General features: G+C 60.9%; 21 protein-coding genes. 13 read left to right on the top strand and 8 right to left on the bottom strand.

The annotated features are described in order from the left end of the window. Nucleotides 1-732: 732 nt before the first annotated feature. The 5 genes from VGU25_10285 to rpmH all read right to left on the bottom strand — a co-directional run bounded on the left by VGU25_10285 (nt 733) and on the right by rpmH (nt 4,477). Nucleotides 733-1,332 carry a R3H domain-containing nucleic acid-binding protein gene (locus VGU25_10285; GenBank protein HEV2577587.1) on the bottom strand — a complete coding sequence of 200 codons (600 nt, stop codon included), beginning with the start codon at nt 1,330-1,332 and terminating at the stop codon, nt 733-735. 205 nt (nt 1,333-1,537) lie between these two features. Next, nucleotides 1,538-3,370 carry a membrane protein insertase YidC gene (yidC, locus tag VGU25_10280; GenBank protein ID HEV2577586.1) on the bottom strand — a complete coding sequence of 611 codons (1,833 nt, stop codon included), beginning with the start codon at nt 3,368-3,370 and terminating at the stop codon, nt 1,538-1,540. Nucleotides 3,371-3,478: 108 nt separating this feature from the next. Further along, the gene (gene yidD / locus VGU25_10275) at nt 3,479-3,718 is read right to left on the bottom strand and encodes a membrane protein insertion efficiency factor YidD (GenBank protein ID HEV2577585.1); all 240 of its coding nucleotides are present in this window, start codon (nt 3,716-3,718) and stop codon (nt 3,479-3,481) included. Next, nucleotides 3,715-4,158 (bottom strand): ribonuclease P protein component, encoded by a 444-nt coding sequence (gene rnpA / locus VGU25_10270; protein HEV2577584.1) that lies wholly within the window; start codon nt 4,156-4,158, stop codon nt 3,715-3,717. The genes yidD and rnpA overlap by 4 nt, the downstream gene beginning before the upstream one ends. 163 nt (nt 4,159-4,321) lie before the next feature. Continuing rightward, nucleotides 4,322-4,477: a 50S ribosomal protein L34 gene (gene rpmH, locus VGU25_10265; protein ID HEV2577583.1), complete on the bottom strand. Its 156-nt coding sequence runs from the start codon at nt 4,475-4,477 to the stop codon at nt 4,322-4,324. Nucleotides 4,478-5,039: 562 nt separating this feature from the next. On the opposite strand from rpmH, the gene dnaA reads away from it, so the two are divergent. Next, a complete protein-coding gene (gene dnaA / locus VGU25_10260; protein HEV2577582.1) occupies nt 5,040-6,455 on the top strand; it encodes a chromosomal replication initiator protein DnaA in 1,416 nt (471 codons plus the stop codon). 59 nt (nt 6,456-6,514) lie between these two features. Here the strand turns inward: dnaA and VGU25_10255 are convergent, their stop codons facing one another. Further along, a complete protein-coding gene (locus tag VGU25_10255) occupies nt 6,515-6,844 on the bottom strand; it encodes a metalloregulator ArsR/SmtB family transcription factor (GenBank protein HEV2577581.1) in 330 nt (109 codons plus the stop codon). Between the two features lie 128 nt (nt 6,845-6,972). Here VGU25_10255 and VGU25_10250 point away from each other — a divergent pair, with 128 nt between their 5' ends. The 3 genes from VGU25_10250 to VGU25_10240 all read left to right on the top strand — a co-directional run bounded on the left by VGU25_10250 (nt 6,973) and on the right by VGU25_10240 (nt 9,068). After that, nucleotides 6,973-7,326 (top strand): carboxymuconolactone decarboxylase family protein, encoded by a 354-nt coding sequence (locus VGU25_10250; protein HEV2577580.1) that lies wholly within the window; start codon nt 6,973-6,975, stop codon nt 7,324-7,326. 1 nt (nt 7,327) lies between these two features. Continuing rightward, nucleotides 7,328-7,873 (top strand): rhodanese-like domain-containing protein, encoded by a 546-nt coding sequence (locus VGU25_10245; protein HEV2577579.1) that lies wholly within the window; start codon nt 7,328-7,330, stop codon nt 7,871-7,873. Nucleotides 7,874-8,054: 181 nt separating this feature from the next. Next, nucleotides 8,055-9,068 (top strand): class I SAM-dependent methyltransferase, encoded by a 1,014-nt coding sequence (locus VGU25_10240; protein HEV2577578.1) that lies wholly within the window; start codon nt 8,055-8,057, stop codon nt 9,066-9,068. Between the two features lie 118 nt (nt 9,069-9,186). Here the strand turns inward: VGU25_10240 and VGU25_10235 are convergent, their stop codons facing one another. Further along, nucleotides 9,187-9,807, bottom strand: coding sequence for a hypothetical protein (locus VGU25_10235; protein HEV2577577.1), 621 nt, complete (start codon nt 9,805-9,807; stop codon nt 9,187-9,189). A gap of 157 nt (nt 9,808-9,964) precedes the next feature. Here VGU25_10235 and VGU25_10230 point away from each other — a divergent pair, with 157 nt between their 5' ends. Continuing rightward, nucleotides 9,965-10,174, top strand: a complete 210-nt coding sequence (locus VGU25_10230; GenBank protein ID HEV2577576.1) for a hypothetical protein — start codon at nt 9,965-9,967, stop codon at nt 10,172-10,174. Nucleotides 10,175-10,303: 129 nt separating this feature from the next. Here VGU25_10230 and VGU25_10225 read toward each other — a convergent pair whose 3' ends face one another. After that, nucleotides 10,304-10,549, bottom strand: a complete 246-nt coding sequence (locus tag VGU25_10225; GenBank protein HEV2577575.1) for a hypothetical protein — start codon at nt 10,547-10,549, stop codon at nt 10,304-10,306. Nucleotides 10,550-10,750: 201 nt separating this feature from the next. Between VGU25_10225 and thrS the strand changes: the two genes are divergently transcribed. The 8 genes from thrS (at nt 10,751) to VGU25_10185 (ending at nt 19,591) form a co-directional block, all read left to right on the top strand. Then, complete coding sequence (gene thrS, locus VGU25_10220; protein HEV2577574.1) at nt 10,751-12,787, top strand: threonine--tRNA ligase; 2,037 nt, start codon at nt 10,751-10,753, stop codon at nt 12,785-12,787. Nucleotides 12,788-12,794: 7 nt separating this feature from the next. After that, nucleotides 12,795-13,277 (top strand): SRPBCC family protein, encoded by a 483-nt coding sequence (locus VGU25_10215; protein HEV2577573.1) that lies wholly within the window; start codon nt 12,795-12,797, stop codon nt 13,275-13,277. A gap of 78 nt (nt 13,278-13,355) precedes the next feature. Then, nucleotides 13,356-13,982: a hypothetical protein gene (locus VGU25_10210; protein HEV2577572.1), complete on the top strand. Its 627-nt coding sequence runs from the start codon at nt 13,356-13,358 to the stop codon at nt 13,980-13,982. Nucleotides 13,983-14,485: 503 nt separating this feature from the next. After that, nucleotides 14,486-14,965 (top strand): SRPBCC family protein, encoded by a 480-nt coding sequence (locus tag VGU25_10205; protein ID HEV2577571.1) that lies wholly within the window; start codon nt 14,486-14,488, stop codon nt 14,963-14,965. A 74-nt stretch (nt 14,966-15,039) separates the two neighbouring features. Further along, entirely contained in the window at nt 15,040-16,164 is a 1,125-nt protein-coding gene (locus tag VGU25_10200; GenBank protein HEV2577570.1) for a glycosyltransferase family 4 protein, read from the top strand. A gap of 54 nt (nt 16,165-16,218) precedes the next feature. After that, nucleotides 16,219-17,127: an NADP-dependent oxidoreductase gene (locus tag VGU25_10195; GenBank protein ID HEV2577569.1), complete on the top strand. Its 909-nt coding sequence runs from the start codon at nt 16,219-16,221 to the stop codon at nt 17,125-17,127. A gap of 121 nt (nt 17,128-17,248) precedes the next feature. After that, a complete protein-coding gene (locus VGU25_10190) occupies nt 17,249-18,622 on the top strand; it encodes a hypothetical protein (GenBank protein ID HEV2577568.1) in 1,374 nt (457 codons plus the stop codon). Nucleotides 18,623-18,655: 33 nt separating this feature from the next. Next, nucleotides 18,656-19,591: an NAD(P)-dependent oxidoreductase gene (locus tag VGU25_10185; protein ID HEV2577567.1), complete on the top strand. Its 936-nt coding sequence runs from the start codon at nt 18,656-18,658 to the stop codon at nt 19,589-19,591. The last annotated feature ends 1 nt before the right edge of the window (nt 19,592 follow it).

Below are 19,592 nucleotides of genomic sequence, written 5' to 3'. Positions count from 1 at the left end.
TTGGCTGCTGTAGACACGGTTTCGGTTCTCCCTCGTTCGGCAGGCGGCGTAATGGTTGCTGAGGACACTTGGGTCTCCTGCGTACTACACCCTGAGGTGGCGCATTTGAAAAGCGCGAGGTGATAGCCAACTCTGGGTTGTGATGATTCTAGGTCGAGCGAGGTGTTTCGCGCGAGGGCGATCTTCTGTGCATAACGAGGGTGTGTTGTGGGTGTTACGTCAGGCGGGTAGAGGGTAGAGGGGTAGAGGGGTAGAGGGGTAGCGAGGAAGGCGAATCTCAGATGTGTCGGCGCGAGGGTTAAGAAGACTTATTAAGTCTTAAAGAAAGAGAGAAGACAGTCGTCGTAGTCGTTTGGCGTGGAAGAGTGGATAAGCCGTCCGGACGCACAAAAGGCCGCGAAAAACGGGCGTCCCTGCTTTCCAAAATCGGCTGCGGAAGAACGAAGAGGTTGGAAGTCAGGGACGGAGCTTCGGGTTCGGTACGGCGTTTTCCCCGTTCCCCACAGCCGGTCGCACAGGCAGGTGAGAAGGCTGGGTCAGAAGTGTGGGCAATGCGCGTTAATTCAGTGCAGACGCGGTTGAATGAAGTCCCGTGATCTCAACAACTGCACCGAGGACGTGCCGGAAAATGCGTCCCGAGCCGCGTGACGCAAGGGCGAGGCTTTCGAGGAGCAAAGCAAAAGCCGCTGGATAGTGAACCAGCGGCTCTCGGAAGTGAGAATTTGCTTTGATTTAGTACCGGCGACCGCCGCCACCACCACCGCGGCGCGGTCCGCGGCCGCGGCCATAGCCTCCACGGTCGCCGTAGCCGGAGCGCTCACGTTCGCCCTCCGGGGGGATGCGGTAGCCCTCAGGATAGAGGACAACGAAGCGGCGGGGACCCTCGCCGGAGCTGGCCGTCTGGAGGCCGCTGTCGCGCAGGAAGAGGTGCAGCATGCGGCGCTCGCGGGAGCTCATGGGGGGGAAGCTGTAGGGGCGATTGGTGTCGTCCACCCGGTCGATGGCGTCGTCGGCGAGGCGGCGGAGATGGCGAACGCGCGCGGCCTTGTAGCCGTCGGCGTCGAAGGAGATGCGGTCGTGCTCCTCGGGCTCGAGGCGCAGGACCTTGGCCGTGATGTGCTCGAGCGCGCGCAGCAGTTCGCCGTCGCGATCGAGAAGAAGCCCGGCGTCCGGACCTTTGCACTCCACGTAGATGTCGCGGCGCTCGAAGCCGTCAGGATCGGCCGCGCCGGCGCCGGCGGTGATCCGGTACTTGAGCCGAAGACCTCCGGTCGAGGTCAGGATGCGCATCAGGGAGGCTACTCGTTCAGCCGCCTGGGCGAGGTCTTCCATGGGTCTTTATGTCCTCGGGAAATAGGTAGGTTGCTTTAGACAGAAGATTGGAACGACAGGCTGCCTTGCAGGCCCGACACCAACGAACTCAAAACGAACAGGCAAACTCTTCGCAAAACCTCTTTTTGGACTTCCGTCGCATGCCGGGAAGTATGGGCATCCAGTATGACGCAAACTTCATTGGCCGTGCAGCCCAGGGCAATGGTTATCGCCTCCCCGCAATGGTCTTGGGAGCCGCTTTGGCCCTGGCCTTGGCTTCAGCCCGCTTGAGCTGGATCTCCCGCATCTCCTTGCCGAGCGCCGTTCGGTTCAGGACGAGCTGCTGGCCGACCATGATGAAGTTACCGACGTTCCAGTAGAGTGCGAGCCCTGCGGCGTAGTACCAGGTCCAGTAGCCGGAGAAGGCCGGCATCATGAAGGCCATCATGCGCTGCTGTGCGGGGTCGACGCCGGGTGAGGGCGTATAGAACTGCACGAGGAAGCTGGTCACAACCATGACGATCGGCAGAATGTGGTAGGGGTCCGGCTGGCTCAGGTCCTTGATCCAGAACCAGTGAGACTGACGAAGCTCGACCACCTTCTCCATCATCTCGAAGAAGGCAAACAGCAGCGGGAGCTGGACAAGGGTTGGGATGCAACCGCCGAACATGCTGACGCCGTTTTTCTTCTGCAGATCCATGATTTCGGCGTTCATCTCGCCCATCTTTGGGCTGGTAGGCTTCGGATTCCCGTACCTGGCCTTGATCGCGTCAATCTGCGGCTGAATCCGCTGCATTTTGAGCATGCCCTTCATGCTCTGGAAGCGCAGCGGCACCAGGAACATGTAGATCAGGACAGTGAAGAGAACGATCGCCCATCCCCAAGAGAAGTCATGAGGAGTGTTCGCAGTCGCGTTCGAAGGGGCGATCCAGGAATGAACTGTCTGCAGCCCGACGAACAGATACTTCGCGACGGGTCCCCAGAAGCCGAAGTTCAGCAGCGGCTCGAGCGAATAGCCATCGACCGTCTTGATGCTTTTCAGCAGCTTCAGGTACTTCGGGCCGACGAAGACGCGCTCCTGGTTGTGCCCGGAGATGTCGCCGACGGCCGCACCGATGATCGGAAGCTGAACGTCCTTGCCCACGGGCTTGCCCGCGGCACGCTCGAGGTCATTCAGGGAGAGCTGATTGTGCAGTGTGACGGCTGTGGCGGTCTGGGTGTGGTCCGGCAGGATGGTGGCGGCGAAGTATTGATCGCTTACACCGGCAAAGTCGAACGGGCCGTTCAGCGTGGCTCCGCCAGCCACCTTCTTGGAGGCGATATGGTCGTCCTTGCCGTTCTGCATGGTGTCGACCGAAGTGTCGGACGGGTAGTGGCTGCCCTGCAGGTGCGGGACCACCAGATCGCCCGTGCCCGAAGGCCAGGAGAGCAGCGCGCGCACCGGAGCGCCGTTCTTGAGTACGAGCGTGTCGGCGTGGATGAGGTAATCCTGGCCGAAGGTAAAGGTCTTCGTCACATCGAGGCCGTTGGCTGCGTAGTGGAAGCTCAGCGTCGACGGCGCCTCGAGGGTTCCCGTCGCGGAGGGAACAAACATCGCGTTGGCCAGCGTCTGGTTCAGCCCCGAGTCGTATGTGTAGAGCGACATCGGATAGCCGAACTTCGCGGAAGCGACGTGATCGACCAGATCGAGCGGCTTACCGTCCTGATCCTTCTGACGCCTCAGGATCCAGGAGGTGACGTCGCCGCCGCGGTTCGAAAAGGTAATGCGGTACAGCTCGTTCTCGACGACGGTCTCGGTGGCGGCAGAGGCCTGAACCGCAGGCGTCTGCGTCGCTGCGTTGGCGGCGGTTTGCGCGGCTGCGTTCGACTGCGCGGGCGCGTTCGTCTGGGCAGCGGACTGCGTAGTGGCGGGCGCGTTCTGCGGGGCAGGCGGGTTGGTCTTCATGCGCCAGTACTGGACGCCGAAGATCACGCCCATCATGACGACGAACATGACGAGAAAAGAGCGGTTGTCCTGGCTTCCGGCGCCGCCTGCATTGGGGTTACGAAACTCTGGCAAGGGAAGAACTTCCTATCGTTGAATCTGCGCGTCGGGCGCGGAGTTCGCTATTGTCCATGGTAAATGACTACGTTTGAAGGGACTGTCAGGTTTCGCCGGGCGATCTAATCACGGCACTGGATCGAGGCCGCCCTTGCTGAAGGGATGACACCGCGCCAGCCGGCGCAGGGCAAGCCAGCCGCCACGAATCCATCCATGCCGCACAACGGCGACGTAGGCGTACTCGCTGCATGTAGGGAGATATTTGCATTGCGAAACAGAGACCGCGTGCAGCATCGGAGATAAGACGCGTTTGTAGACGCCGAGCAGCCAGGCAGCCTGGAGCTCGCGGCGGCGCTCTCGATTCACCGCGATATCCCGGCGCCGAGGGGCTGAGCTACCGGTTTGTTGCTTCGACGGGTTGCTGATGGGGCGACCGGGTTCTCCGCCGCGGCCTGCACGCTGCGGAAGATCGTCTCGACCTCGCGCTGGATGAGGGTGAAGTCAGCTTCGAGCACAGTGCGCTTCGGATGCAGCACAACGTCCACGGGTGCGGAGAGCAGCGGCAGCGCGCCGCGGACGGCCTCGCGCAGCCTGCGCTTGATGCGATTGCGTGCGACGGCCTTGCCGAGTGCCTTCGGAACGGTCAGTCCAACGCGCGGTCCCGTGGTCTCGGAGCGCGCGGCAGCGTCAGCATCGCGGAGCGCCGAGAAGTACGCCATCTGCCGGCCGAACTGCTTGCGGCCTGCCTTGTACACGCGCTGGTAGTCGGCGTGTTTTCGCAGGCGGAAGTTCGTGGAGGAGGTCATGGTCGCTCATCGTTGGGATCGCGGCTGAGATGCAGTGCGACCGAGTTGCGCGCGGCAGGTTGCTCCAACACAGAAACGCGCCCTGGAGGAAAATCCCTCCGGAGCGCGCGTTCGAGAAGAAACTCAAAAAAGCTTCGCGAACTGAAGAAAGCTCTCGCGAGAACTAGTCGCGGTAGCCGGCCGAGACCGCAATCTTGTGGCGGCCCTTGGCGCGGCGGCGGCTGAGCACGGCAGCGCCGGCCTTGGTGGCCATGCGGCTCAGAAAGCCGTGAACCTTGCTCCGGCGGCGGCGATTTGGTTGAAAGGTGCGCTTAGGCATCGTCGTATCCTGTTCTGAAGAAATCTTGTAAGGCTGTCTGCTGCGGGCGCCCCTCTACCAGAGAGACTCGTTAGTCACCTTGCACGAGCGGCATTCAGTCGCATGCGCGCAGGCATATGGCAGCACTATTGAGTATACCGAAGTCGCTCCCGATCGGCAATTCTATGATGGACAGGTGATCATCTCCTGAACCGTTCGTGTAAGCATTTTTTGGCCCACATCCAAATCTTCACCGACTCTGGTGCAAACGGTCTCTCTTTCGCATTTTTGAGTTTTTTGAGTTGCTGAACACCCTCGGAATGCGTGCTACTATCAACTCCGTTCGTGGAGTGCAAAAGCACTCCGCCTTGAGTTCCGACCGGGTCTGTTGATTCACTCTCCGGCGGTGCCTATGGCAGCGTCGGAATTCAAAACCAATCTCAGGGTTCCGTTCTCCTCCGCGTGAACGTGTCGCGGAGCTGCCCTACTATTGTGTTTATGCAGTTTTTGTTTCACCTTCACCCTTCGCCGCTTGCTTGCTTTAGCTCCTCAAGAACGTCTAGGACACTAAGGAAGATTCACGATGTCATTTGAGCCGGTCCCAGCTACCGTGCTGAACCAGTGGGTTCGAATTCTCGGCGCGCTGGAAAAGAAGATCAATCGTCAGAGCTTTGAGACCTGGCTAAAGCCCACGCGGTTCTCGCACATCAATGGGCGCACACTGCACGTGCGCATCCCCTCAGCGGCGTTTCAGCACGTCGGCGATCGCTACGGCGATCACATCTACGAAGCGATTGAGACACTCGGCCTCGACCTGGACAACGTCATCTTCGAGATACCGCCGCAGGAGGCGCCGCGGCCGCAGCGTGAAGATGGAGGCTTCGCTCCACAGTCCGCGCACAATGCCAACATCACACGCAACAACTCCCGCCCGGGACCGGCAGCGCCAGGACCGGAGCAGGCTCGCTTCGACTGGAACACCGCGGCGCAGCTCAATCCTCGCTATCAGTTCGACGGCTTTGTAATCGGCAGCGGGAATCAGTTTGCGCATGCTGCTGCGCAGGCCGTCGCTGAGCGGCCCGCGAAGGCCTACAATCCGCTGTTCATGTACGGCGGCGTGGGCATGGGCAAGACTCACCTGATGCACGCAGTAGGCCATCTTGTGAAGACGCGCACGCCGCACGCGGCGATCAGTTACATCTCGGGCGAGAAGTTCACCAACGAGATGATCAACTCTGTGCGCTACGACAAGATGACGACCTTCCGGGACAAGTTCCGCACGGTCGACGTCCTGCTGATCGACGACATCCAGTTCCTCGCCGGCAAGGAGCGCACGCAGGAGGAGTTCTTCCACACCTTCAACGCGCTGCATGAGACCTCCAAGCAGATCGTCATCTCCTCGGACCGCTCGCCTAAAGAGCTGAACGACTTCGAAGACCGCCTGCGCTCGCGCTTCGAGTGGGGCCTGGTCGTCGACATTCAACCTCCCGATCTCGAGACCAAGGTTGCCATCCTGCAGCGCAAGGCCGAGCAGGAGCGGATCGCACTTCCGACCGAAGTGGCCCTGTTCATCGCCGGCAATGTGCGGACCAACATCCGCGAGCTCGAGGGCGCGCTCAACCGCCTCATCGCGTGGTCATCCATGCAGGGCGCGGAGATCACGCTGCCCAACGCGCAGCACTGCCTCAAGCACATCATCGACACGCAGGTCCGCAAGATCACGATTGAAGCGATCCAGCGGGCGGTTGCCGAGTCGTTCGGCATGCGCGTTGCCGAGCTGAAGCAGAAGAACAACTCGCGCCAGATCGTGGTGCCGCGGCAGATCGCGATGTATCTCGCCAAGCAGCTCACCGAGGCCTCGCTGCCTGAGATCGGTCGGCAGTTCGGCGGCAAGCACCACACCACGGTGATGCACTCGATCGCGAAGATAGACGAACAACGCCGCCACGACAAGGACCTGAACCGGACCGTCGCGAAGTTGCTGGAGACGCTGGGATAGCGCAGTGAAAGTGAATTGTGAATAAAGCAAAGGCCGCGATCACTCGCGGCCTTTGAACTTCATACCTTCAACGCCGCTGCGCGGGCCGCCGCCTGCTTCGCAACTCCGCGGCACACGAGATCACAAAGTTCGAACACCAGCGGCATCGCAATCGAGTAGATCGCTCGATTGCCCTCCTGCCGCCGCGAGATCACGCCCGCGGCCTGGAGAATTCCAAGCTGCTTAGACACATTCGCCTGCTTCATTCCTGTGCTTTCAACAAGTTCTCCCACTGATAGCGGACCTCGCTGAAGTGCCTGGAGAACGCGCAGGCGGCTGCCTTCCGACAGCACGGAAAAGAGCTCCGCCACAGCCTGTAGCTGTACACCATCAAAAGTTTTTTTCTTCATATTCCGCAATCTCTAACGGGCCTCAGATTCGCTCCTGGGAATTCGGCCACCATTTGACTATATCACCATACAGCAATATAGTAATCAACAGTTGTCTTAGATCGACTGCACAGAATCGAGGAAATCCCGTGTCGAACGCGAAGAATTACTACCAGAACGTAGCAGCCGCCATGAAGCCCGTCCGCACCGAGATGCCGGATATAGTCAAGGGCTTCCGCGAGCTGCACCAGGCGGCACTGAAGCCGGGTGCGCTCTCGTTGCGGGAGAAGGAGCTGATCGCGATGTCCATTGGTCTCGCGCTCCGTTGCGAAAGCTGCATCTACTCGCATGTGAAGGCCTGCCTCGCTGCCGGCGCCACGCGCGAGCAGATTCTGGAGGCCGCAGGAGTCGCCGTGCTGATGCAGGGCGGACCGTCTTACACCTATCTGCCGCGCGTGATTGAGGCGCTCGACGCTCTCGCCGTGCAGGAAGAGGCGGCCTGAGATGAATGTCATTTCTCTTGCCGAGCTGCGCGCACGCATGAGCGGCGGCCTCAACCCGGTTCTGCTTGACGTGCGCACGCCGGGCGAGTTCGCGCGGATGCATGCGGCCGGGGCCCGCTCCATGCCGCTCGACCAACTCAACGCGGCGAGCGTTGCGGCCGAATGCCGCAGTTCGGACGGCCACATTTATGTCATCTGCCACTCCGGAACGCGCGCCTCCATGGCCTGCCGGCAACTCCTCGACGCCGGCATCCCGGATGTCTCCGTCGTCGAAGGTGGCACGCAAGCCTGGGAGTCGGCGGGCCTTCCCGTGGTGCGCAGTAGCTCGGGCGTTATCTCGCTCGAGCGGCAGGTCCGCATTGCCGCGGGCTCGCTGGTTCTTCTTGGCTGCGTGTTGGCATGGCTGGCAGCACCGCAATTCATTCTGCTGTCTGCGTTCGTCGGCGCGGGGCTCGCCTTTGCCGGCATCACGGATATCTGCGGGATGGCGATTCTGCTCGGCAAGCTGCCGTGGAACTCACGTGGCGGTGACTCCGCGAGATGCTAGATGCCTCAAGGCTCTTCCGGCAGTTAGCTGCAACGGTTCGGCAAAAGCTCCAAGACCGCCTTCGGGCGGCCTTGCTTTTTGCGATGTGATTCTCATTGTGGCCCGCATAGCGCCTGAGTAGAATCGGAGCGCTTTCACGAGTCACTTTTGGCCGAACTCAAATCTCAATGGAGATTCCATCATGGAACAGCAGAAACAAGTCACGCCTGAACGCATTATGCAGATGGCGTGGGGCTACGCCCCGACCCTGATTCTTGAAGCCGCGATCCGCAACAAGGTTTTCGACACACTCGACGCCGGGCCGAAGACAGTTGATGAAGTCACGTCTGCGACGGGCGCGTCGGAGCGCGGTGTACGCGCCATCATGAACGCGCTCGTCGGGCTCGACCTGCTGAAGAAAAACGGCGGCAGCAAGTATGAGCTGACTCCGGAAAGCGCGGCATTTCTGGTCTCGACCAAGCCCTCGTTCATGGGCGGAATGGCGGCGCACACGTCACAGCAGCTCATCCCGAACTGGCTGCATTTGAGCGACGTGGTTGCGACGGGCAAGCCCGCGAGCACCGTCAATCAGGCGGACGGAGGCGAGGCGTTTTTCCAGGAACTCGTCAGCAATATCTTCGCGATGAGCTACGCCCCGGCCAAGGCTCTCGGTGCACATCTAGCGCTCGGCGAGTCTGGTCCTCCGGTGCGTGTGCTCGATCTCGGCGCCGGTTCCGGCGTGTGGAGCATCGCGCTCGCGCAGAGCTCGCCGCGCGTGCAGGTCACGGCGGTCGACTGGCCGGGCGTGCTTCCGATTACGAAAAAGACGGCCGACCGTTTCGGCGTGGGAGACCGCTACACGCTGGTTCCCGGCGACCTCGGCAAGGTTGATTTTGGCAAGGATTACAACGTCATCACTATCGGCCACATCCTGCACAGCGAGGGCGAGGAGCGCTCGAAGACGCTGCTGCGCAAATGCTTTGACGCGCTCGCTCCTGGCGGCACGATCGCGATCCAGGAGTTTCTCGTCAACGCCGAACGCACCGGGCCGGCGATGAGCCTCATCTTCGCCGTCAACATGGTCGTGAACACGGACAACGGCGACACCTGGAGCTTCGATGAGATCTCCGGCTGGCTCAAAGAGGCGGGCTTCGCGAATCCACGCACGCTCGATTCTCCGGGGCCCTCGCCGCTGATATTGGCGACCAAGCCGTAAGCGACGAGTGAGTAGTGAGTAGTGAATAGTGAATAAGACAACAACAAAGACAAGGCCACCAGATTCGGTGGCCTTTGCCTCTGCTTTATTCACTATTCACTACTCACTATTCACTGCATTACTTCAAATACTTCTCCGGCAGCGTCACGCCCGAGCGCTCATCGTCCCAGATGATGCTCGCGACCCAGAAGCGTCCCCGCGCCTTCACGATCTGCAGCGAGTTGATGCCGCGCACGAACGGCTTGGGGTCGTCGGCGGAGTGGCGGCTCTCATACGTGCTCCACACGCTGATCAGGTTGCCGAACTCCTCGACCCTGTTCGCGATGCCACGCTCGAAGAATCCATTGCTCTGGAAGAACGGAGCATCGCGGTCGATGTAATCCTGCGGGGTGAGGAACACGACGTCGTCCGGCCGCTCGGGCTTTCCATCGGCTGCCGGTTGCGCGTGGCGGATGACGCCGAGCCTTCCGTCCGGAAGAAACAGTGAGCGGAAGCGGTCCCAGTCGCGCGGCTTGCCGGCCGGCCCGCTGATTACGTCGTAGAGCGCTGCCATCAGGCTGTCGACGCTGGCGACATCGTCCTTCTTTGCCTTCGGCCAGTCCGGGTGCGACGCGATGGAGCTCGGCAGTGGCTTGGGCGGGGGCGGGGGAGCTGCCGTCTGCGCGGTGGCCGCTCCGCAGCACAACGCAGTCGCCAAAACCGCGGCGAATGCAGCCGAACACGTTGAAATCAAACGCACGAAACACCTCCGGAAGATTCACCGGAGGATACCAGAGGAAATTGTCACTGGGAGTCGTTCGTTGTCGGTGAAAGCAACTCAACGTTCGGCGGCTGGGCTAAGCAACTCTGCCGCATTTTGCCCGCTCCAATTTGTCATCAGCAAATGGAGGTGACAGATGGAGTCGCTTCATAACGGACAATGCGGGCTCTGCGGTCACTTCGGAGAGAACCACCAACAGACACCTGCGCTGGTGTCCATCCTCAGCAGCAAGCAGGCCAGTGAGACCATGCTGGATGAGTGCGGTCATCCGCGCCATGCCTCTCTTCACCTGAAGGTGTCTCCCATCTCCGGCTGTGACGGGTTCGTGCCGGCAGCACGAGCCTGAACCCCGGGCATGCTCGCCCCTGCCCGGCCGGGCCCCCACGTGTGAATGCGGCTGACGGAACAGCCTCTGGTGTGGTGATTTCTCCGCACCGAGGCTGTTTCGGCTTGAGCGATGTTTGTAAGGATCACGTCAGGCGTAGGCGCCCATCGTTTCGAAGTAACCCGGCAGCGTCGCTACCGAGACCGAGAACTCCACGCCCGGGTGTGCGGGCAGCTCGCGGTTGTGTCCGTGCTGGTTGAGAAGCGCCTGTTGAATCTCGACACGCGTTGAGCGCTCGCCGGAGAACGATCGCGTCCAGTAAATTTGAAAGCCCTGTCCGCAGACAGGACAGCTTACGTCGCAATCGCCTTCGGAAGCCTTACACAGGATCTGCATCGTCGTTTTACACCCCGTGGGTAGGAACCCAAAACCGCTGGATGGAATCTACGGCAGGGCGCGCCGAAGACTAATGCCGCCTCGGCTGTAAGTGGTACAACTTTCCGCTGAAATAAGGCCTTTTGTAATGGCGGGTTTGTACCGTGACGGCTGTACCGTGACGCTCGTACCGTATGCGGCTCCGGTTGCTATGCTGGTGGAGTGAACTCACAGATCAAGATTCAGCTTCCTGACGGCTCCGCGCGCGAGGTTCCGCGCGGAACGACGCCGCTCGACATCGCAAACAGCATCTCGCCGCGCCTCGCCGCCGCCGTGGTTGTCGCGCGTGTGCGCCCGCTGAACACCGCCTCTACCGAAAGCGCCGATGCTGAAGCTAAAGCTGAACAGAGCGAAGAAGCGATGTACTCCGGCCAGGCCGAGCAGGGCGAACGAATCGTCGACCTCTCCGCTCCCCTCAACGAGGATGTTGCGCTCGAGCTGCTGAAAGAGAATGATCCGGCAGCGCTGCGTGTCGTGCGCCATTCGGCCGCGCACGTCATGGCGACGGCGATCCTCGAGCTCTTCCCGGAGACCAAGCTCGGCCACGGTCCCGCTACCGACAACGGCTATTTCTATGACGTCTACCGCGAGACGCCGTTCACCGAAGCCGACCTCGCCGCGATCGAGCAGCGGATGCATGACGTGGTCGCGCGCGACGAGAAGTTCCAGCGCGTCGAAGAGCCGCGCGAGCAGGGCCTTGCTGATTACGAAAAGTCCGGCGAGTTCATGAAGGTCCACTTCATCGAACGCTTTACCAAACCCGGCGACACGATTTCGCTCTACAAGAACGGTAACTTCACGGACTTCTGCCGCGGCCCGCACGTGCCCTCCACCGGCCGGGTGAAGGCGTTCAAAGTCACGTCGATTGCGGGCGCGTACTGGCTCGGCAAAGAGGACAACCAGCAGCTGCAGCGCATCTACGGCACGGCATTCTTCTCGCAGAAGGACCTCGACGCCCACTTCAAGTACCTCGAGGAGATCAAGGCGCGCGATCACCGCGTGCTCGGCAAACAGCTTGATCTCTTCTCCATCCAGGAGGTCGCCGGCGCGGGCCTCATCTTCTGGCACCCGAAGGGCGGCCTCATCCGCAAGACGATGGAAGACTGGATGCGCGCCGAATGCATCCGCCGCGGGTATCAGATGGTCTTCACGCCGCACATCATGCGCCGCGAGCTCTGGAAGATCTCCGGCCATGAAGAGAATTACGCCGAAAACATGTACCCGCCGATGGAGCTCGACGATGCTGAGTACCGCATCAAGCCCATGAACTGTCCCGGCCACATCCTCATCTACAAGAATTCGCCGAAGTCCTACCGCGACCTTCCGCAGCGTTATGCCGAGCTCGGCAATGTGTACCGCTATGAGCGCAGCGGCACGATGCATGGGCTTCTGCGCGTTCGCGGCTTCACCCAGGACGACGCCCACATCTTCTGCACACCGGAGCAGATTGAAGACGAGATGGAAGCCTGCGTCGATTTCGCAGAGTCTGTCCTCAAGACCTTCGGCTTCTCTGAATTCAAGGTCGAGCTCTCCACGTGGGACCCCAAAGATCCCAAGTTCATTGGCGGCGCCGAGCAGTGGAACCGCGCGAATGGCTCGCTCACCCGCGTGCTCGAACGCAAAAACATCTCCTACAAGACCATCCCCGGAGAGGCAGCCTTCTACGGCCCCAAGATCGATATCAAACTCGTCGACGTCCTGGGCCGCCTTTGGCAGCTCTCCACCGTCCAGTTCGATTGGAACCTTCCCGAGCGCTTCCAACTCGAATACATCGGCGAAGACGGCGAGCGCCACCGCCCCGTCATGGTCCACCGCGCTCTCTTCGGCTCTGTCGAGCGCTTCTTCGGCGTGCTCATCGAGCACTACGCAGGCGCCTTCCCGTTCTGGCTCGCTCCCGTGCAGGTCGGCCTCGTGCCCATCAGTGAAAAGCACGCCGACTACGCGCAGAGCGTAAAGAACCGCCTTGAAGCCGCCGGCCTTCGCGTCGAGCTCGACCTCTCCAACCAGAAGATGAACGCGAAGATCCGCGATTTCGGCCTGCAAAAGGTTCCGTTCATCCTCGTCGTCGGCGACAAGGAATCGGCGACGGACTCAGTCAGCGTGCGCGTCCGTGGCAAAGGCGACCAAGGCTCACAAACCATCGACGCCTTCCTCGCACACGCGAAGCAGCTCGTCGCTGAGCACTCGATGGAGCTATAGAAAACCAGTGCAGCTCATCGAGCTCGAAACAAAGATCGCAGCGCCGCTTGAGCGCTGCTTTCTTTTGTCCCTCAGCATCGAGCTGCACATGGCCAGCACCGCGCCCACGCGCGAGCGCGCCATCGCTGGTGTGACACACGGCATCATCGGCCCGGACCAGACCGTGACCTGGCGCGGCCGCCACTTCGGGCTGATGCTTACGCACACCTCACTCATCGATCGCTATGATCCGCCGAACTATTTCCGCGATGTCATGGTCGCAGGCCACTTCCGTTCTTTCGAGCACGAGCATTTCTATGAGCCCATCGAAAAGAGCCAGACTCTGATGCGGGATCGCCTTTGGTTCTCTGCCCCTTTTGGTGTAGCCGGCATCCTCACAGAGCAATTTTTTCTGCGCCGATATTTCATAAAATTTCTTCAGGCGCGCAACGCGGCCATCCGTCGTGTTGCGGAGAGCCCGACGCAAGAGTGGCGTGATTATCTGGGCTGACCGAAGCGAAGAATCCGGCAGCTACCGAGCCACTTTCACATCGACCTTGTAACGACTCCCGGCGTCGAAGGCTCCACGATGTTTACTCTCCGGCACGGCCTTCTCATCCAGGCACCCATTGATCTCTGCTTCGCCCTCTCCACACACCTTCGTGTCGTGGAGCGAGTGCTCGGGATGCATCCCGTCGAAGGACGTACCGCTGGTCTCGTCACCGCCGGCGATACCGTTCGGTGGGAGGGTATGCGCTTCGGCTTCGCCAACTACCACGTGTCGCTCGTCCCGCCCGACACATGGGACCCTCCCCGCTTCTTTCAGGCCCGCATGATCACGGGCCGGTTCCGCAGCTTCGAGCACGACCATAGCTTCGTTGAAACCGCAAAGGGAACCTTCCTCGACGACCGCATTCGCTTTACGATGCCGTTCGGTCGCGCCGGCGATCTTGTCGGACGCGCGGTCGTCGTCCCACATATCCTCGGACTCATGCGCCGCCGCTTCAGCCTCCTCAAACGCCTCGCTGAAACGGACGAGTGGCGCGACTATCTTCCCGCGCTGGAGCTCGAACCGCACCTTTCATCGCCGAACATCGTCCGGCCATCGACCTCGCCTGAAGGGCGTCTTCCTGCGCAAATTCACGCCACACTACAGTCTTGGTCAGAGACGTCCTCGGTCCAAAGCTTCATGCTGGACACCAGCGTTCGGAGATGAACTGCGAATGACTACCAGCCGCGCTCTTCCGCCGGGTCGTTCCTCAGCCTGATCGTCAATGCGCATAGGCCTCCATCCGCCTGCAGCCAACTCTTCGATAAGGTCCTCGAGATACCGCTTCAACCTTGGACGCAGGTCCACGAACTCCACCCCGATACATCGTGCCCGACGCATCTCCACCACCCTGCCGCGCACACGAAACGACAGCTCGTGGACCGTAAAGGTCAGCTCAAAAAGAGTCTGCAGATTGAACTCCGGCCGACGTCGCAGCACGAGCTTGCATCCTCTCAGGCTCAGGTTTTCTATCCGCGCAGGGTAGGATTTTCCGATCTCGTAAAGATGGATTTCGGCCATGCCTTCGCAGGCGAAACGCTCGTGCTTCCTCTGCTCTCTCATGCTCGACGGTCATTCCACAGGCACGTTATCGGCAACAATGGAGACCGCATCAACCGTGTAACAAAACAGCACGGGCGGTGCGCGCCGCATCTCAAGCCTCAGAGCGCATGTTCACCATCCGCGACAGCATCCTCATCCAAGCGCCCATCGACCGCATCTTCGCGCTCTCCACGAGCATCGCGATCGTGGAGCGCGAGCTCGGCATGCATCCCACTGCGGGCGGCCGCACCTCTGGCCTGGTCACCGCCGGCGACATCATCCGCTGGCAGGGCATGCAATTCGGCTTCCCAAACTATCACGTCTCGCTCATCGTCCCCGACACCTGGGACCCGCCGCACTTCTTTCAAGACCGCATGATCGCCGGCCGCTTTCGCAGCTTTGAGCACGACCATCGGTTCACCGAAACTGCAGAAGGTACACGTCTGGACGATGAAGTTCGCTTCTCCATGAAGCTGCGCTGGGGCGGCGCGCTCACCGGCCGCACCATCGTAGCGCCGCGCATTCGCGGCCTCATGCGCCGCCGCTTTCATCGGCTCAAACGGCTCGCAGAGACGGAGGAATGGAGGCAGTCTCTCGTCGCCGTGTAGCTCAAAGCAGCTGGATCGGAGCGCCTTCTCGCCGCTGCGATATGCTTGCAATACTTCGTCGCTCCGGAGAGCTCATGGGACGTCCTCGCGTTGTGTTTGCGTTTGCCGTGTCACCAAACAAAATTGGAGGCGTCGAAGCTTTCTCCGAGCGGCTCGCGCGCAAGCTCAACGACAAAGGATGGGATCTCACACTCTGGTTCCAGGACGAGCCGCCACCACTCGTGCGCGAGTTCCTGCTTGGCCCCGGCAACGTGAAGATCGAGGTCTTTCGCGCGCAGTCGAACATGGGCGCCGCCAATGTCAAAAAGTCACTCGGCATGTTCCGGAAGGAACGCCCGACACTGGTCTGCTACTCGCTCGCGGGCGTCGTGCGATGGTGGCCGCTTCTCGCGCGGCTGTGCGGAGCGCGTGGCTCGGTCTACTACGACCAGACATCGCGGCCCAGGGGCAGCGAAGGATATCGAGCATCCGCCAAGGTGAGGTGGATGATGAAGCCGCTCTCCCGTTCCGTATGCGCCACGGATTTTGTGCGCCGGTGCTCGGAGCGCGAAGGCATCATCCCTTCTGCAAAGACAATGGTGATCTACAGCGGCACCGACACAAAACGTGTTCACGGCAGCGGAGAGGAGTTCCGCAGACGTTATGGAATTCCGCTCGATCGCACGCTCGTTATGCAGGTCAGTTGGCTGGTGCCAGAGAAAGGGATTGACGTCGCGCTGCGCGCTGCCCAGGTTGCAGTACAAGACCAGCCGTCGCTCCACTTTGTCTTCTGCGGCGAGGGAGCTCATCGCGCCGAGTATGAAGGGCTCGCGCGACAGCTCGGCATCAAAGATCACGTTACCTGGACCGGACAGGTGGAGGACCTCGTTGGCGGAGGAGCCTTCAAGGCCGCCGACATCCTGATTCAATGCTCGCAGTGGCAGGAGGCTTTCGGGTTCACCGTTGCTGAAGCCATGAGCGCCGGCCTGCCTGTGATCGCGTCGCGTATTGGCGGCCTGCCGGAACTCGTCGTCGACGGAGATAACGGCTTTCTGTTTGATCCGCCGTCGTCGGAACAACTCGCGGCACACATTCTCCGGCTGCAGACTGATACAGCTCTCCGCCAGCGTATGGGAGTGCGCTCCCGGACGCGCGCCGCCGAGCAGTTCGATCTCCAGGTCTGCGTCGATCGCTGGGTTGATCTATTGACCAAGATTTAGAAAAGCACTTAATCCAGCGCCCCGCGGCCTGCATCTCACCACCGAGGTGCCTTCATGAAAGCTGCGGTTCTGCAAGAGTACGGTCCGCCATCGAACCTCAAGTACGAAGACTTCCCTGACCCGAAGCCCGGCCCGGGCGAGGTCCTTGTTGCGGTTCGTGCGGCGAGCATCAATCCCGTCGATTTGAAGATGCGCTCGGGCGCCGCGAAGGAGCGCTTTCCCGTCACCTTCCCTGGCATTCTCGGCCGCGATGCCGCCGGCGTGGTGCGCGCGCTCGGCGAGGGCGTCGACCAATTCGCTGTCGGCGACCGCGTCTTCGCTCTTGCGTGGGGAACCTACGCCGAGCTCTGCGTGGTCAAAGCTGCAGACCTCGCGAAGGTTCCTGACGGGGTGGAGATGACGACGGCCGCCGCCGTTCCGCTCGTCTCCTGCACGGGCGATGAGCTCATCCGCGAAGCCACGGGCGTCCAGCCCGGTCAAACCATTCTCCTCACCGGAGCCGTCGGCAGCGTAGGCCGCTGTGCCCTGTTTGCCGCACAGGAGATCGGTGCAAAGGTGATCGCTGGCGTTCGCAAGAACCAGATCGACGAAGCCAAATCGCTCGGCGCCATCGACGCGATCGACCTCTCCAGCGATGCCGCGATCGCGAAACTCGGCACAGTCGACGCCGTCGCCGACGCTGTCGGCGGTGAGGTCGCATCGAAGCTGCTCGGTAAGGTGAAGCCCGGCGGCAACTACGGCAGCGTGCTTGGCCAGCCGAAAGATTACGCCTTGCACCCGACCATCAACATCAAGGCAATGATGGCGCACCCGGACCCAGCGACATACGTGCACTACGCCGAAGCCATTCGAGACGGCAAGCTCAAGCTGATCATCGATCGCGTCATGCCGCTCAGCGACGCCGCACAGGCCCACGCAGCCGCCGAAAAGGGCGGCGTCGGCAAGATCATCCTCACATCCTGACGCGCTCATCGAAGTCCTTCGCGGCAATCCCCGATACAAGGAGAAGACCCAACACTGCCGACGCCGCACAGGCCCGTTAGTTCCGATAAAGCGTGTGGTAGCCTGACTCTGCCTGAACCAGATGCATAGATCCTCACCCCAACAGTGGGTGCGCGTGACGGAAGGATTTCCATTCCGTGCCACCGCCGTACTCGTTCTAATCAGCGTATTCGCGGTGGCGTCGAGGCATGGCGTGCTGGAAGACGCCCTCATCTACGCTCGTTTTGTAGCCAATTTGTTTGCGGGGCACGGGCTGGTCTTCAATCCCGGCGAGCCCGTCAACGCCCTCACGTCGCCGCTATTCACCTACCTGCTTATCGCGATGACGTGGCTGTTGCACGGCCGTGTGCTGCTGGCAGGGGATGTTCTCTTCACCCTCACGTTCGCCGGCGCGTGTCTACTGGCGGAGAATCTGGCGCCATTCTCCGGAATCCTGGCTGCGGTCACCGCCTATTTCTATAGCGTCATCGGAATGGAGACGTCCACCCTCCTCCTTGTCCTGATGCTGGTGGTAACGGTATATCAGAAGAGGAAGTACGAGTGGCTCCCGCTGCTGGTCGCAATCGCGGTGCTCACTCGCTTTGAAGCAGGGCTGCTTGTGCCGATTGTTGCATGGAAGTTATGGCGCGAGCGTCGCTTCCCGCGAATGATCGCGTTCCTGCCCGCTATCGCGCTTCTGTTTGTATACGTCCTGTTGAACCGGCATTTCTACGGCGCCTGGCTTCCCAATTCAGCGACGTCCAAACTGGCGCAGGCGCGTTCTGGTCTGTGGGGGCAATGGCCGTGGAGCTTCCTCCAGATCGGAGGCTGGGCATTCGGTCACGGCGGTCTTTTCCGGCAAACGTGGTGGATGGTTCCGCCTGTGCTGGTACTCGCTGTGCTCGGATGGGGAAAGCAGCGCGGATCGAGGCCGGAGCAACTGCTGACTCCGTTCGCGCTTGCGTTGATGGCCTTCTACATTCTTTTCAACATTCCTTCCTACCACTGGTATTACGCTCCATTCGTCTTTCTGCTGTGTATCTATGCGATGTGGGGACTACCGCAGACCAGGGTGGCCCATGTGGTGGTTGTGCTTTGCGTCGTCATCTGTATTGCGCTCAACTTCCGCGAGATGCGCCGCCCGCTAGCGACCGCGGATTACGTCAATATCGCTGAGTGGATTAATCGCAACACGCCCAGCAACGCCACAATCGAGGCTTCGGAGATCGGCACCCTCGGCTGGTACACGCATCGTCCTGTGATCGACATTCTTGGACTGACCAACCCCAAGAATTCCGATCACATCGCCCACAAAGACGTCACAAGCTGGCTGAGCGAGGATCGTCCAGCGTACATCGTCGTGCACCATCCGTTATGGGTATGGGAGAAGGTTACGGAGAATTCGCCCGACTACGAGCAGGTGCCCTTCCACTCCGGCAATGTATACCTGTTGAAGAGAATCAATCCCGATCGGTAGCGCCATCATCACAAAGCAGTGGCGCGGAGAGCAATGTCTTCGAGAAAAATTGTTATCACCGGGGCCGCCGGTCTTGTCGGCCAAAATCTGATCCCCCGGCTTGAGCAGAAGAATCTCGGCGAGCTTGTCGCGATCGACAAGCACCCTACGAACACCGAGACTCTGCGCCGTCTGCACCCGAACCTGCGCGTCATCCACGCCGACCTCGCCGAGCCCGGCCCATGGCAGGACGAGTTTGTTGGCTGCACGCACCTGATGAACGGCCACGCGCAGATCGGCGGCATCTACCCCGCTGAATACGTTCGTAACAACATCACCGCCACAGAGCGCGTGCTCGAGGTGGCGCTGCGCAACAAAGTCTCCTATGTCGTCAATATCTCTTCATCGGTCGTGAACTCGATGGCCATCGACGACTACACCGAGACCAAGAAGGCGCAGGAGAAGCTTGTGCTGGACTCCGGCATCAAGCAGGTTGTGCTTCGGCCCACGCTGATGTTCGGCTGGTTCGACCGCAAGCACGTCGGCTGGCTCGCGCGTTTCATGCAGCGCACGCCCGTGTTTCCCATCCCTGGCACCGGCCGCTTCCTTCGCCAGCCACTTTTTGTCGGCGACTTCTGCGACATCATCGACAGCTCACTGGAGCACGAGATCACCGGCGCCTACAACATCACGGGGCTGGAGCGCATCGACTACATCGACCTCATCCGTGCCGTGAAGCAGGCCACCGGCTCGAAGACGCGCATCATCAAAATTCCCTATCGCGTCTTCTGGCTGCTGCTCAAGACCAACGCTCTCTGGGACAAGGATCCGGCCTTCACGGCCAAGCAGCTCGAGGCGCTCGTCACGCCCGATGTCTTCGAGGTCATCGACTGGCCCGGCATCTTCGGCGTTCGCGCCACGCCGCTACAGGACGCCTTGAACACCACCTTCCGCGATCCAAAATATTCGAAGGTTGTGCTGGACTTCTGAA

It is taken from the genome of Acidobacteriaceae bacterium (assembly GCA_035944135.1).
In the GTDB taxonomy this organism is placed as follows: domain Bacteria; phylum Acidobacteriota; class Terriglobia; order Terriglobales; family Acidobacteriaceae; genus Granulicella.
Note: the sequence above shows the minus strand (reverse complement) of the source record. Positions and strands in the feature narration are given on the sequence as shown.

Excerpts from the sequence above, each read along its gene's own strand:
- VGU25_10285 (HEV2577587.1), bottom strand. The coding sequence starts at position 1,332 with ATGGAAGACCTCGCCCAGGCGGCTGAACGAGTAGCCTCCCTGATGCGC.
- rnpA (HEV2577584.1), bottom strand. The coding sequence starts at position 4,158 with ATGACCTCCTCCACGAACTTCCGCCTGCGAAAACACGCCGACTACCAG.
- rpmH (HEV2577583.1), bottom strand. The coding sequence starts at position 4,477 with ATGCCTAAGCGCACCTTTCAACCAAATCGCCGCCGCCGGAGCAAGGTT.
- dnaA (HEV2577582.1), top strand. The coding sequence starts at position 5,040 with ATGTCATTTGAGCCGGTCCCAGCTACCGTGCTGAACCAGTGGGTTCGA.
- VGU25_10255 (HEV2577581.1), bottom strand. The coding sequence starts at position 6,844 with ATGAAGAAAAAAACTTTTGATGGTGTACAGCTACAGGCTGTGGCGGAG.
- VGU25_10245 (HEV2577579.1), top strand. The coding sequence starts at position 7,328 with ATGAATGTCATTTCTCTTGCCGAGCTGCGCGCACGCATGAGCGGCGGC.
- VGU25_10240 (HEV2577578.1), top strand. The coding sequence starts at position 8,055 with ATGGAACAGCAGAAACAAGTCACGCCTGAACGCATTATGCAGATGGCG.
- VGU25_10230 (HEV2577576.1), top strand. The coding sequence starts at position 9,965 with ATGGAGTCGCTTCATAACGGACAATGCGGGCTCTGCGGTCACTTCGGA.
- VGU25_10225 (HEV2577575.1), bottom strand. The coding sequence starts at position 10,549 with ATGCAGATCCTGTGTAAGGCTTCCGAAGGCGATTGCGACGTAAGCTGT.
- VGU25_10210 (HEV2577572.1), top strand. The coding sequence starts at position 13,356 with ATGTTTACTCTCCGGCACGGCCTTCTCATCCAGGCACCCATTGATCTC.
- VGU25_10205 (HEV2577571.1), top strand. The coding sequence starts at position 14,486 with ATGTTCACCATCCGCGACAGCATCCTCATCCAAGCGCCCATCGACCGC.
- VGU25_10200 (HEV2577570.1), top strand. The coding sequence starts at position 15,040 with ATGGGACGTCCTCGCGTTGTGTTTGCGTTTGCCGTGTCACCAAACAAA.
- VGU25_10195 (HEV2577569.1), top strand. The coding sequence starts at position 16,219 with ATGAAAGCTGCGGTTCTGCAAGAGTACGGTCCGCCATCGAACCTCAAG.
- VGU25_10190 (HEV2577568.1), top strand. The coding sequence starts at position 17,249 with ATGCATAGATCCTCACCCCAACAGTGGGTGCGCGTGACGGAAGGATTT.
- VGU25_10185 (HEV2577567.1), top strand. The coding sequence starts at position 18,656 with ATGTCTTCGAGAAAAATTGTTATCACCGGGGCCGCCGGTCTTGTCGGC.